The 12,924-nt window shown below is 47.7% G+C and carries 10 protein-coding genes and 1 pseudogene; 2 read left to right on the top strand and 9 right to left on the bottom strand.

The features are described from left to right. Positions 1 to 67: 67 nt before the first annotated feature. Positions 68 to 424: a type II toxin-antitoxin system Phd/YefM family antitoxin gene (locus A1s21148_RS00160; protein ID WP_095670487.1), complete on the top strand. Its 357-nt coding sequence runs from the start codon at positions 68 to 70 to the stop codon at positions 422 to 424. Beyond that, positions 421 to 816 carry a type II toxin-antitoxin system VapC family toxin gene (locus A1s21148_RS00155; protein ID WP_190276884.1) on the top strand — a complete coding sequence of 132 codons (396 nt, stop codon included), beginning with the start codon at positions 421 to 423 and terminating at the stop codon, positions 814 to 816. The genes A1s21148_RS00160 and A1s21148_RS00155 overlap by 4 nt, the downstream gene beginning before the upstream one ends. Here the strand turns inward: A1s21148_RS00155 and galE are convergent, their stop codons facing one another. From galE to A1s21148_RS00110, 9 genes and pseudogenes are all read right to left on the bottom strand, one after another. After that, positions 817 to 1,785 carry a UDP-glucose 4-epimerase GalE gene (gene galE / locus A1s21148_RS00150; protein ID WP_095670485.1) on the bottom strand — a complete coding sequence of 323 codons (969 nt, stop codon included), beginning with the start codon at positions 1,783 to 1,785 and terminating at the stop codon, positions 817 to 819. Positions 1,786 to 1,794: 9 nt separating this feature from the next. Beyond that, positions 1,795 to 2,577: pseudogene (locus A1s21148_RS00145) on the bottom strand (topoisomerase C-terminal repeat-containing protein); the annotation flags it as partial. Further along, positions 2,523 to 2,852: a GDP-mannose 4,6-dehydratase gene (locus A1s21148_RS00140; protein WP_095670484.1), complete on the bottom strand. Its 330-nt coding sequence runs from the start codon at positions 2,850 to 2,852 to the stop codon at positions 2,523 to 2,525. The pseudogene A1s21148_RS00145 and the gene A1s21148_RS00140, both read right to left, overlap by 55 nt. Positions 2,853 to 2,861: 9 nt before the next feature. Next, complete coding sequence (gene topA / locus A1s21148_RS00135) at positions 2,862 to 5,633, bottom strand: type I DNA topoisomerase (RefSeq protein ID WP_095670483.1); 2,772 nt, start codon at positions 5,631 to 5,633, stop codon at positions 2,862 to 2,864. Between the two features lie 29 nt (positions 5,634 to 5,662). Then, complete coding sequence (locus A1s21148_RS00130; protein WP_190276883.1) at positions 5,663 to 7,948, bottom strand: sodium-translocating pyrophosphatase; 2,286 nt, start codon at positions 7,946 to 7,948, stop codon at positions 5,663 to 5,665. Positions 7,949 to 8,066: 118 nt separating this feature from the next. Continuing rightward, entirely contained in the window at positions 8,067 to 9,725 is a 1,659-nt protein-coding gene (locus A1s21148_RS00125) for an alpha-amylase family glycosyl hydrolase (protein WP_095670482.1), read from the bottom strand. Positions 9,726 to 9,751: 26 nt separating this feature from the next. Continuing rightward, positions 9,752 to 10,576, bottom strand: coding sequence for a carbohydrate ABC transporter permease (locus tag A1s21148_RS00120; RefSeq protein ID WP_095670481.1), 825 nt, complete (start codon positions 10,574 to 10,576; stop codon positions 9,752 to 9,754). Then, positions 10,573 to 11,442, bottom strand: coding sequence for a carbohydrate ABC transporter permease (locus A1s21148_RS00115; RefSeq protein ID WP_223299393.1), 870 nt, complete (start codon positions 11,440 to 11,442; stop codon positions 10,573 to 10,575). The genes A1s21148_RS00120 and A1s21148_RS00115 overlap by 4 nt, the downstream gene beginning before the upstream one ends. Positions 11,443 to 11,551: 109 nt before the next feature. Next, complete coding sequence (locus A1s21148_RS00110; protein ID WP_095670479.1) at positions 11,552 to 12,883, bottom strand: ABC transporter substrate-binding protein; 1,332 nt, start codon at positions 12,881 to 12,883, stop codon at positions 11,552 to 11,554. Between the last annotated feature and the right edge of the window lie 41 nt (positions 12,884 to 12,924).

Raw genomic sequence — 12,924 nt, 5'->3', positions numbered from 1 at the left:
CGAAAAGGGCTTTAACTAGGCGATTAATTAGATGTAGCACTTTTACCGTTTGTGCTACCTTTGCAGCATGACAACTGCAGCACGTAAACCAAAGCCGACTGGCGCAACGCGAAGTCCAGCTAAGAAGCCCGCGATAAAAGTTGTGGCTATCGAATCTGTTGGTGTGCGCGAACTTCGCCAAAATGCATCAAAAGTTTTAGATCAAGTTAAAGATGGTGCAATTATCGAAATCACCGAACATGGTGTGCCGGTTGCGCGCATACTGCCAATTACCAAGTCGCTTTACGATGAGTACATTGAAAGCGGTTTGATTAAACCTGCGCGTAATCCCGATTGGCGACCACATCCAGGCCGTGTAAAAATGACGGGTTCTAAGACTTCAACCCAAGTATTGATGGAAATGCGCGCTGAGGAACGATATTGAGCTGGTATATCGATAGCTCTGCAATTCTCAAGTTAATTTTTATTGAGAAGGAAACAGCCGAATTAGATAAGGCTATGAAGAACCGCATGGTTACATCCGCAATTACTCGCGTCGAGGTGAAGCGAACAGTAAATCGGATTAATCCCAAGATGATCTTTGTTGCGGATGATGTTTTAGCTCAAATCGAATCCCTGAATTTAGAGCAAAAGGTTTTAAACTTTGCTGAAGCATTTAATGAGGATGTCTCGCTTCGAACTCTTGATGCTATTCATGTTGCATCTGCACTTCTCATATCTGGTTCGATTGACGGAATGATCACTTACGATAAACAGATGGCAAAGAATGCGAAGAAGATGGGGATAAACGTTTTATCGCCTGGTGCCAAGGTTTAATTAGAAGAGGCTACGAATACTTTCTTCCAGGCTGTACTTTGATTTGAATCCAAGTTCTGTCGCTGCTAAATCAACGTTTGCGCATAGAAATGCTGGGTCTCCCGCACGTCGTGGCGCCTCAATAACCTGAGCATCGCTCTTATTTATAGCCTCCAGCACTAACTTTACGATCTCGCGCACTGATGCTCCGCGTCCTGTGCCAACGTTGATGATCGCTGGAATTGGCTTAGTTGCGTTAGCAGCTACCAAGTGCGCTGCAGCAATATCGCGAACATCTACGTAATCGCGCACGCAAGTGCCATCTTCGGTTGGGTAATCAGTGCCGAAGATAACCGGCGCTTCGTTATTGCTTAATTTGCCCAAGACAATTGGTACAAGGTTTTCAATAGAGTTATCGAGCAGCTCGTGTGCTGCTGTGCCAACAACATTGAAGAAGCGAAGCGATGTTCCAGAGTTACCTGGCGTATTTATAAATTCTGTAACTTTACTTTCCGCATCAAGCTTTGTTGAGCCATAAGGAGAGATTGGTGCAAGCGGACCGTTCTCTTTACAAGGATCCATGGTGTCTGGGCTACCGTAGACAGCTGCGGTGGAAGAGAACAAGAATTTCTTCACGCCATGCTTTTGCGCAAGATTTAACAACTCTGTTGTTGCAGTGAAGTTAACTTCTTTGTACTCATCTGGCTTCTCAACAGATTCGCCAACTGCTTTAAGCGCTGCTGTGTGAACAATCCCGGAAAAGTTGTTGTTTTCTAGAATGTTTTCTATAGCTGTGTAATCGCGGATATCAACAACTTCAAGTGGAATATCTGTGTTGTGCTTCTTGCACAGGTAATCAATGCGTGAAGAAAGTCCTTGGTAAAGCGAATCAAGAAGGACTACATCTTTGCCGTCTGCGATAAAGAGATCAGCGATATGTGTGCCGATATAGCCCGCGCCGCCAGTAATTAGCCATTTCTCGCGGTTCATGGGTTAACTCTATTCGGCTTTCTTTGCGGCTTTGCCGGTGGCTTTTTTAGCTGCTTTTTTCTTAGTTGCAGCCTTCTTTACGGTGTTCTTGGTAAGAGTTGGCGCAGCATCACCAGGCTTAACCTTTGCTGCTTTTTTACGAGATTTCTTAGGTGATGGGCCGTTTTCGGCTTCCCAGGCACGACGTCCGGCAAGAAGTTCTAGCGCCCGCTCGATTGTTAACGCCTCAAGCGTGTCACCGCGACGAAGCGTTGCATTGGTTTCGCCATCGGTTACATACATGCCGAAGCGACCATCTTTAACGATAACTTCTTTCTCGGTTGCAGGATCTTTACCAAGTTCTTTAAGTGGAGGCTTTGCAACGCCACGACGACGCTCTTTTGGCTTTGAGTAAATCTCAAGTGCTTCATCGAGTGAAAGTGAGAAGAGTTGGTCTTCGCTTGTTAGCGTGCGCGAATCAGCGCCAGCTTTTAGGTATGGGCCGTAGCGACCGTTTTGAATTGTTATATCTTCGCCGGCGGAGTTTGTGCCAAGGATGCGAGGGAGTGAGAGAAGTTTTAGCGCATCATCAATGGTGATGGTGTCGAGTGTCATTGTGGAAAGAAGAGAAGCGGTCTTTGGCTTGGGTGCATCTTTCTTCTTGCGCTTCTTCTTTGGTTCGCCTTTGTCATCTAGCTCGACGGGCTCTTCTGGGAATACTTCGGTGATGTAAGGGCCGAAACGTCCTGACTTGGCAATCACTTCAAGGCCGGTGTTTGGATCTGTACCGAGTTCGCGTTCGCCTGAAGGGGCGATTCGCCAACTGCTTTAAGCGCTGCTGTGTGAACAATCCCGGAAAAGTTGTTGTTTTCTAGAATGTTTTCTATAGCTGTGTAATCGCGGATATCAACAACTTCAAGTGGAATATCTGTGTTGTGCTTCTTGCACAGGTAATCAATGCGTGAAGAAAGTCCTTGGTAAAGCGAATCAAGAAGGACTACATCTTTGCCGTCTGCGATAAAGAGATCAGCGATATGTGTGCCGATATAGCCCGCGCCGCCAGTAATTAGCCATTTCTCGCGGTTCATGGGTTAACTCTATTCGGCTTTCTTTGCGGCTTTGCCGGTGGCTTTTTTAGCTGCTTTTTTCTTAGTTGCAGCCTTCTTTACGGTGTTCTTGGTAAGAGTTGGCGCAGCATCACCAGGCTTAACCTTTGCTGCTTTTTTACGAGATTTCTTAGGTGATGGGCCGTTTTCGGCTTCCCAGGCACGACGTCCGGCAAGAAGTTCTAGCGCCCGCTCGATTGTTAACGCCTCAAGCGTGTCACCGCGACGAAGCGTTGCATTGGTTTCGCCATCGGTTACATACATGCCGAAGCGACCATCTTTAACGATAACTTCTTTCTCGGTTGCAGGATCTTTACCAAGTTCTTTAAGTGGAGGCTTTGCAACGCCACGACGACGCTCTTTTGGCTTTGAGTAAATCTCAAGTGCTTCATCGAGTGAAAGTGAGAAGAGTTGGTCTTCGCTTGTTAGCGTGCGCGAATCAGCGCCAGCTTTTAGGTATGGGCCGTAGCGACCGTTTTGAATTGTTATATCTTCGCCGGCGGAGTTTGTGCCAAGGATGCGAGGGAGTGAGAGAAGTTTTAGCGCATCATCAATGGTGATGGTGTCGAGTGTCATTGTGGAAAGAAGAGAAGCGGTCTTTGGCTTGGGTGCATCTTTCTTCTTGCGCTTCTTCTTTGGTTCGCCTTTGTCATCTAGCTCGACGGGCTCTTCTGGGAATACTTCGGTGATGTAAGGGCCGAAACGTCCTGACTTGGCAATCACTTCAAGGCCGGTGTTTGGATCTGTACCGAGTTCGCGTTCGCCTGAAGGGGCGGCAAGTAGTTCGATAGCTTTTTCAAGAGTTAACTCATCTGGTGCAAGTTCCTCAGGGATGTTTGCAAGTTTGCGATCTTGATCTGGAACATTTTCTTGCAGGTACGCGCCGTAGCGACCTACGCGGATTTCGATGGTGTCAGATAAATTCATAGTGTTTGTAGCGCGGGCATCGATGCCACCGAGATCGAGTGAGAGTTCATCCAGGCCTGGCTGTCCGTCTGCGCCGTAATAGAAATCGCGGAGCCAATCAACGCGGCCGGCTTCGCCCGCTGCGATCTTGTCTAGGTCTTCTTCCATGCTGGCTGTGAAGTCGTAATCAACGAGCTTGGTGAAGTGGGTTTCGAGAAGGCCGGTAACTGAGAATGCTAAGAATGTTGGAACAAGTGCGCGACCGCGTTTGTAAACGTAACCGCGATCTTGAATTGTTTGAATGATGGAAGCAAATGTTGATGGGCGACCGATGCCGAGTTCTTCGAGTTTCTTAACGAGTGTTGGTTCGGTGTAACGAGCAGGTGGCTTTGTGTCGTGGCCTTCGCAGTTGTATTCGCTGACTTTGATTGATTGGCCAACTGACATTGCAGGTAGACGCTTATCCGTTGCTTCTTCATCGACCTTGGTGTTTTCATCGACGATGTCGTCGTAAGCGGCAAGGAATCCTGGAAACGTGATCACGCTTCCGTTGGCGCGAAAGATTGTGTCTTTGTTATCTGAAGTCCTGGCATCGAAGTCAACGCGCATCTGCATCTTTTTGGCATCGGCCATTTGGGAAGCAACGGTGCGCTTCCAGATGAGGTCGTAAAGTGCGAATTCATCGCGGGAAAGCTCTGGTGCAAGTTCGCCAGGAGTTTTAAAGGTGTCACCTGCTGGACGAATTGCTTCGTGCGCTTCTTGGGCGTTTTTTGATTTACCTTGGTAAACGCGTGGCGCATCGGCAACGTGGTCGGCGCCGTAAAGAGATTTTGCAGCAGCACGTGCGGCGTTGATTGCTTGCGCCGAAAGATTGATTGAGTCGGTACGCATGTAGGTGATGTAACCGTTTTCGTACAGACGTTGTGCAACGCGCATCGTGATCTGTGCGCCCCAACCAAGACGTGAACCAGCATCCTGCTGCATGGTGGAAGTTGTAAATGGTGGCTTAGGGCGTTCGGTACGTGGAGATTCCTCCATTGATTTAACAGTTAGCGCAGTTGATTTAAGTGAATCAACAAGTGCGTGCGCTGACTTTTCATCAAGAAGCAAGATATTTTCAAGGGACTTTTCTTTAACGGCGCCATCGGCTCCAAAGTCACTAGTGGAGGCTACTTTTTTGCCTTCTACTGAAAGCAGGCGAGCGGTGAAACCGAGTTCGCAAGTTGCATTTAAATCCCACCAAGAAGATGAGATAAAGGCCATGCGTTCACGTTCTTTTTCAACGATTAACTTGGTGGCAACTGATTGCACGCGACCGGCAGAGATGCGTGGCATAACTTTCTTCCACAAGACTGGAGAAAGTCGGTAGCCGTAAAGGCGGTCAAGTACGCGGCGAGTTTCTTGGGCATCGATTAAGTTGTAATCAAGATCGCGAGTATTTTCTACAGCGGCCTGAATAGCTTCCTTGGTGATCTCGTTAAAGACCATCCGCTTAATTGGAATCTTTGGTTCAAGGACTTCAACTAAGTGCCAAGCAATCGCTTCGCCTTCGCGGTCTTCATCTGTTGCCAGTAATAACTCGTCGGCGCCTTTCATTAACTCTTTGAGTTCGGCGACCTTGGCTTTTTTATCGGGGTTGATGACATATAGAGGTGCGAAATCATTTTCGATATCGACGCCTTCTTTAGACCAAGCGAGCTTCTTTACCTCTTTAGGAATGTCAGCTGCGCGCTGTGGAAGATCGCGGATATGACCGACGCTAGCCTCGACGATGTAACCATCGCCGAGGTAGTCGCCAATCTTGCGCGCCTTCGCTGGTGATTCAACGATCACCAGTTTTATAAGGTCTTTTGCCATCGGTTCCTAAGAGTGGGGAAGTACTTCTCTTAGTATTCGATTGAAGTTGCTTGGCGTCGGTTGCGAATTAACGCACCGATAATCAAGGCGACTGCAACGAGTGAAATGATGAGCGATGTTGATTGCTGAGTTGGAAGTGCGAAACTTACAATCGCAGGTGTAATCAACAAGCCCACAAGGTTCATAACCTTGATAAGTGGGTTGATTGCAGGGCCGGCGGTGTCCTTAAATGGATCTCCGACAGTGTCACCAACGATGGTTGCAGCGTGAGCATCAGAGCCCTTGCCGCCGTAATTTCCATCTTCAACCATCTTCTTTGCGTTATCCCAAGCTCCGCCTGAGTTTGAAAGGAAGACAGCCATAAGTGTTCCGGTGCCGATTGCACCTGCAAGGTATGCACCGAGTGCGCCAACTCCAAGTCCGAAGCCAACTGCGATTGGTGCCATCACTGCAAGAATTCCTGGAGTTGCAAGTTCGCGTAGTGAATCGCGAGTACAGATATCAACAACGCGACCGTATTCAGGCTTTTCAGTTCCGTTCATGATTCCTGGGTGCATCTTGAACTGGTTACGAACTTCCATAACCACAGCACCTGCCGCGCGAGAAACTGCGTTGATTGCAAGTCCTGAGAAGAGGAATACAACTGCTGCACCAATGATTAGACCAACGAGGTTACGTGGATCTGCAACATCGAGAACGCCTTGGTATTGAAGTGCAACTTCTTGGCCTTCGCCAACAGCCTTGATAACTGCTTCCTTGATTGCATCGGTGAATGCACCGAACAACGCGGTTGCGGCAAGTACTGCAGTTGCGATTGCAATTCCCTTAGTGATCGCCTTAGTTGTGTTACCAACTGCATCGAGTGAGGTAAGGATCTGTGCGGCCTCGCCCTTAACATCGCCAGACATTTCAGCGATGCCTTGTGCGTTATCGGAGATCGGACCAAATGTATCCATCGCAACGATTACGCCAACAGTCGTTAGCAATCCGGTTCCGGCGATTGCGATTGCGAAGAGTGATAAGACGATTGATCCGCCACCGAGCAAGAATGCGCCGAATACCGAAGCTGCAATTAGCAGACCTGAGTAAACCGCTGATTCGAAACCAACTGAGATGCCAGCCAAAAGCACTGTTGCTGCACCTGTCTGTGAAGAGGCTGCAACGTCGTTAACAGGGCGCTTGCCAACTTCAGTAAAGAAGCCAGTTAGTACCTGAATTGCTGCAGCAAGTGCGATACCGATTAATACTGCGCCGAATGCAAGAACGCGTGGGTTGATATTGCCGGCATCTTCCAAAACCTTTGGAGAGAAGTTTGTAAGTTGATCAAACTTTGCAGGTAGGTAGGTAAATGTTGCAAGACCTGTAAGACCTGCAGAGATAACTGCAGATAGGAAGAATGAACGGTTAATTGCACTCATCGCTGACTTATCTGTTGAGCGAAGCTTGGTAAGGAAGATACCGATAACTGCTGTAACGATACCGATTGCAGGAACGATCAACGGATAGATCAGACCTTCGTTACCGAATGCAGCCTTACCCAAGATAAGTGCTGCAACAAGTGTTACGGCATATGACTCGAACAAGTCTGCGGCCATACCAGCGCAGTCGCCGACGTTATCGCCGACGTTATCTGCAATTGTTGCTGCGTTGCGTGGGTCATCTTCTGGAATATTCTTTTCAACTTTACCGACGAGGTCAGCTCCGACATCTGCTGCCTTGGTAAAGATTCCGCCGCCGACGCGCATAAACATTGCGAGCATCGCTGCACCGAATCCGAAACCTTCAAGAACTGTTGGTGCATTTTCGCGGAAGATAAGAACTGCGCCAGATGCACCGATAAGTCCGAGACCAACTGTTGTCATACCGACAACGCCGCCGGTGCGGAATGCGATCTGTACTGCCTTTTCGGCTGACTTCTGACGAGCAGCTTCTGCAACTCGCACATTTGCGCGAACTGCGAGCCACATTCCGTTGTAACCAACGAGTGCAGAGAAACCTGCGCCCATAAGGAAGAAGAGTGAGCGGCCGATACGGATTGAAGTTGTATCAGCAGGAAGTGCGAAGAGTAGGAAGAAAACGATTCCTACGAAATATGAAAGTGTGCGGAACTGGCGCGCAAGGTATGCGGCGGCGCCTTCTTGAATCGCTTCAGCGATTTCGCGCATCTTTTCGGTGCCATCGCTGGCAGCTAAGACTTGGGCGCGCAAAACCCAGGCGATCGCAAGAGCGATGAGTGAAATCGCTAGGACCACGTAGGTGATATTTAGGTTTGCGCCGGTTACTTGCACATTGGACAGGGCGGCAGATGCTCGCATTGGTTCTCCTCCGTTGGAGAGTCAGGGCGTTCTTATGGATGGATCAGAACGCGAAGATGGGCGTGAGTCTACATATACATATCTATTAGAACGAAAATGCCCGTATTTCTGGGTGGCGCTATAGGGAGGAGCGGAGCCAGACCGTGGTCGCGGGAGGCAGGTCGCCGGCTTTGCCGAGTGGGCCAGATGAGTGGATTACCTCGCCGGCGCCATCGAAGTTGTAATGGTTGCGACCGAAGTTGGTGATGCAGTTCCAGCCGTTGGGGCGAGAGAAGTGCAGCACTTGGGCATCGCCGGTCTCGTGCCAAGTCATATCTTCTGGCGCGATCAAGGTTTTACGAAGGGCGAGTGCTTTGCGGAAGATTGAAAGCGGTGAGCTTGGATCGGCGCTTTCGACCTCGATTGAGTAATCGCCAAAGTGCTTGGGTTGTGGCAGGTGCGATCCGCCATCGCCGAATCCAAATGATGAACCAGTTTTTGTCCAAGGAAGTGGAACGCGGCAGCCATCGCGGCCTTTATCAATTTTATGATTGCGTAAATATTGTGGATCTTGAATTTCACTTTCCGGAATATCCATTACTTCATGAAGTCCGAGTTCTTCACCTTGATAAATGTATGTACATCCAGGAAGAGCCATGATCAACATTGAACCTGCGACTGCAGATTGGGTTCCAAGTTTTTCGTCAAGTGGGCTAGAAGTTCCGTTTGAGTTACGCCAATTAACTCGGTCAACAGTTGGAAGAAGTCCAAACTTTGTTGCTGGACGCATCTGATCGTGGTTATTTAAACACCAAGTTGTAGAAGATCCCGCCTTCTTAGCGTTAACAAGTGCGCGATCAATAATCAACTTAAACTCATTTGCGATGAAGTTTGCATCTAAGAGTTCAAAGTTAAAGCATTGTCCTAACTCTGCAGTGCTGGCGTATTTAACTGCGCCTTCTGCAGATACATTGGCTTCAGCAACTGCAACGCGTGGTGGATCATATTGCTCAAATAGCTTGCGCCACTCTTTATAAACTTCATGAACTTCATTACGATCAAATAGGACGTTTGTGCCGTTAGCAAGCTCAAGCTCCTTATGGCTGGCATATCTTGGCTGGCTCTGTAGCGGCTCAGATAGATCTTTCTTCATCGCGTGTGCGACATCGATGCGGAAACCATCAACGCCACGGTCGGCCCAGAACTTAAGAGTCTTTAGGAAATCTTCTTCAATTTCGCGGTTATCCCAGTTCCAATCAGGTTGTTCTGGAGCAAATAAGTGGCAGTACCACTGGTTATGTTTTCCACCCATCTTTGATTCGTGGGTCCAGGCACTCGGTGCAAAGTGTGATGGCCAATCGGTGGGTGGTAGTTCACCGCTTGCGCCCTTGCCATCGCGGAAAATGTAGCGATTTCGCGCTGCAGAACCAGGTTCAGCGGCGATCGCTTCCTTAAACCAGAGATGCAAATTTGAAGAGTGGTTAGGGACGATATCTACAAAGATTCGGATTCCAGCCGCATGTAGCTTCGAGAGCATCTCATCAAAATCTGCAAGTGAACCAAGTTTTGGATCTACATCACGATAATCATCAACGTCGTATCCGCCATCTACAAGTGCTGATGGATAGAAAGGTGAAAGCCAGACCGCATCAAGGCTTAGTGATGATAGGTAATCGATCTTTGAAGTAATGCCTTTGATATCACCTAGTCCGTCGCCATTAGAATCTTTAAATGAGCGTGGATAGATCTGATAAACGACAGCCTGACGCCACCAATTTTTATCTTTAGATAAAGACATTTTTCTCTTTCTTATTTATTTAAGGGTTACTTGACTGCGCCTTGTGAGATACCGGAGATAAATTGCTTTTGTAGAACTAGGTAGAAGATAACAATTGGAATTACAGCTAAAACAAGTCCGGCCATGGCTTGTCCGTACTCAATAGAGTACTGGCCATAGAAGAGATAAGTAGAAAGCGGCAAGGTCTGCGTTTCATTGGTTAGTACAAGCCGCGGTAATAGGAAATCATTCCAAATCCAGAGCGCATTGATAATTGCAACAGTTGCGGTGATGGGACGCATCATCGGGAAGATGATCTTCCAGAATGCGACCATATCCGATGCGCCATCAATAGAAGCTGCTTCATCAATTTCGGTTGGAATTGTGGAGATAAAGCCATGATAAAGGAATGTAGATAGAGCAACGCCAAATCCGATGTAGAAGAAGATCAGTGCTCCACGGTTGTTCCACGAAACAAACTGAGCGAAGCGCGCCATAAATGGGATCATCAACGCTTGGAAAGGCACGATCATTGATGCCACAAGTACTAGGAAGATGTACTTAGTTAGCTTTGTTTTCGTGCGCGCTAAGTAATAAGCCAACATTGATGAAAACACGATTAGTAATGAAACGCTCAATACTGTGATGATTATCGAATTCGTCAGAGATCTGAAGAAGTTCATCTTGGTGTAGGCCTGCTGGAAGTTCTCCCAAGTAATTGAAATTGGAATCGCTAGCGGGTTAGCCAAGATGTCATATTTGAGCTTGAGTGAGTTTACGAAGACTAAGAAGAATGGGAAGACATATGCGAAAGCCAGCGTGTAGCCAACTGCGAATGTGGCCCGCTTGCCCCAACGGGCGCGTGTACTCATCGCTGAACCTCGTATCTCTTAGAGACTGTCACTTGGACTAAGGCTGCAAGGGCAACGATCAAGAACATTACGACCGCCTTTGATTGACCAGTGCCAAAGTTTCCGTTGGCGAAAGCGTCTTGGAAGATGTGAAGCGAAATCAATTCAGTTGTACGGAATGGGCCGCCGCCGGTGAGCGCGACGTTTACGTCGTAGGCCATAAAGCCACCGCGCAGCGTCAAGAAGAGCGCGATAGTGAATGCCTGAGCCATCAAAGGAATTTTAATTGTAAATAGAGTGCGCAGAGGTGAAGCGCCGTCGATTTGCGATGCTTCAAGGACATCGTTTTCGATTGAGATAAGTCCGGTGATGTAAACGATCATCATGTAACCAGATGACTGCCAAACGGTAACGATGATGAGCGCCCAAAATGCTTTATTTGTGTCCTGTAGCCAAGACTGTTTGAAAAGTTCCCAATCGTATTTATTTGCGAGAGCAACTATTGCGCTGTTAAAGATAAATTGCCAAATAACACCGAGGACTACTCCACCGACGAGGTTTGGTACAAAGAAGAATGTGCGCAGAAAATTAGCGCTTTTTAATTTGGATGTAACGATAAGAGCCAGTCCAAAAGCAACGGCATTAACTAAAACCAAGGAGACGACTACGAATAACGCTGTAAATCGAAGAGTCGACCAAAATGTTGGGTCCTGAAATGACTCTGCGTAATTGCTAAATCCAACTAACTTTGTTGTTTCAAATCCATCCCAATCAGTAAAGGTGTAATAGACACCGTTTACAAAAGGAACTACGAGAACAATAGAAAAGATGGCAAGTGGAACGCCAGCAAATTTCATGAATCGCTTCATGGATCTCGCTGATTTCACTTGGATCTCCTAATTCTTTCTCGCTTTAAGTAAATCATCCTGAGGCGGGTTGCCCCGCCTCAGGATGATTTTATTTACTTTTTATTAACTTAGATATGGGTGTGCGAAATTACTTCGCTGCTCCACGCCAAGTCTTTGTTGAGCCCTTCCATGCATCTTGGATCGCCTTAGCAAGGTCAGCTGCGCTGATCTTGTCGGTGAAGTACTGCTGCATAGATACCTTTCCAACTGTCTCTTGGAGACCTGCTGGGTAGTAGGTGTTGATCCACTCAAGTGTCTTTCCGCCATCAACATACTTCGCGATATCGCGAGCCATGCTTGTAGCTGGCTGAACCTTGAAGCCCTTGTAAACAGGAATGAATCCCATTCCGCCATCAGTTACAGGATCAGCAACGAAACGCTGTCCGGTTGGTGATGTGTAGAGCCATGTAAGGAAGTCAACTGCACCATCGCGCTCAGCCTTTGTTGACTGCTTTGCATCGATCATGAAGTAACCAGGTACACCAACTGGAATTGAATCATTTCCGTATGTTGATGCGGTTGTGCCTGTTGGAAGAGGCATGATTCCGAAATCGGTGCCCTTTGCAGCAGTCATCAAGTTTGGCTCAGTCCAGTTACCTTGGAACATGAATCCGAAATCTCCGCTTGCAAGTGCTGCAATTGAAGCATCGTATTCAGTGTCTGTGAGGTTTGCTGGTGATGAGTTGTACTTCTTTAGAAGATCGTATGTAGCAAGCCAGTTCTTAAATGCTGGATCTGCTGAAAGGTTCTTCTTTCCATCTGAAAGCTGATCTAGAACTGCTAGACGTGCTTCGTGTGTCTTGCCAGCGTTTGCATGGAAGATGTTTGTGAAGTGTGCACCAAGTGACCACCAGATAGCTGAGAAGTGAAGTGGCTTCTTTCCAGCTGCCTGAAGCTTCTTAAATGCTGCTTCTAGATCTGCACGTGTCTTGATCTTTGTTGCATCAATACCAGCAGCCTTGATTACCTTCTTGTTGTAAAGAAGACCGAAAGCTTCAGCTGTTGATGGAACACCAACCTGCTTGCCGCCAACCTTTGCAGCTTCAAGAAGTCCTGGTGAAACTAGCTTTACAAGCTTTGTTCCCTTCCAGTCCATGACCTTGTCAGCCATGTCAGGAATCTCTTGAAGTGTGTACATGATTGTTGGTGCATCATTTGCAGCATACTTTGGGGTTACGTTCTGTAGGAATGTAATGTTGCGATCACCAGGGATCGACTTAAGTGTGTAGCAGTTTTGGCTCTTGTTGTAAGAAGCAACTGCTGCAAGGAATTGATCCTGAATTTCAGGCTTGATTGTTCCGAGCATTGTGACAGTTGTCTTCTTTGAACATGTTGCAGCTGACGCTGTTGGCGCTACTGAAACAAGTGAAAGAGCAACTGCTGAAGCGGCAAGGAGCGCTCCGAGCTTTGTCTTCTTCATATATTTCCTCTCAAAGGGGCAGCCGGCAGAGAGTTACCGGC

Source organism: Candidatus Planktophila lacus (genome assembly GCF_002287925.1).
GTDB classification, from domain to species: Bacteria; Actinomycetota; Actinomycetes; order Nanopelagicales; family Nanopelagicaceae; genus Planktophila; species Planktophila lacus.
The sequence above is the reverse complement of the archived record's forward strand: the minus strand, read 5'-3'. Positions and strand labels throughout refer to the sequence as shown.

Excerpts from the sequence above, each read along its gene's own strand:
- A1s21148_RS00160 (WP_095670487.1), top strand. The coding sequence starts at position 68 with ATGACAACTGCAGCACGTAAACCAAAGCCGACTGGCGCAACGCGAAGT.
- galE (WP_095670485.1), bottom strand. The coding sequence starts at position 1,785 with ATGAACCGCGAGAAATGGCTAATTACTGGCGGCGCGGGCTATATCGGC.
- A1s21148_RS00140 (WP_095670484.1), bottom strand. The coding sequence starts at position 2,852 with ATGAACCGCGAGAAATGGCTAATTACTGGCGGCGCGGGCTATATCGGC.
- topA (WP_095670483.1), bottom strand. The coding sequence starts at position 5,633 with ATGGCAAAAGACCTTATAAAACTGGTGATCGTTGAATCACCAGCGAAG.
- A1s21148_RS00130 (WP_190276883.1), bottom strand. The coding sequence starts at position 7,948 with ATGCGAGCATCTGCCGCCCTGTCCAATGTGCAAGTAACCGGCGCAAAC.
- A1s21148_RS00125 (WP_095670482.1), bottom strand. The coding sequence starts at position 9,725 with ATGTCTTTATCTAAAGATAAAAATTGGTGGCGTCAGGCTGTCGTTTAT.
- A1s21148_RS00120 (WP_095670481.1), bottom strand. The coding sequence starts at position 10,576 with ATGAGTACACGCGCCCGTTGGGGCAAGCGGGCCACATTCGCAGTTGGC.
- A1s21148_RS00110 (WP_095670479.1), bottom strand. The coding sequence starts at position 12,883 with ATGAAGAAGACAAAGCTCGGAGCGCTCCTTGCCGCTTCAGCAGTTGCT.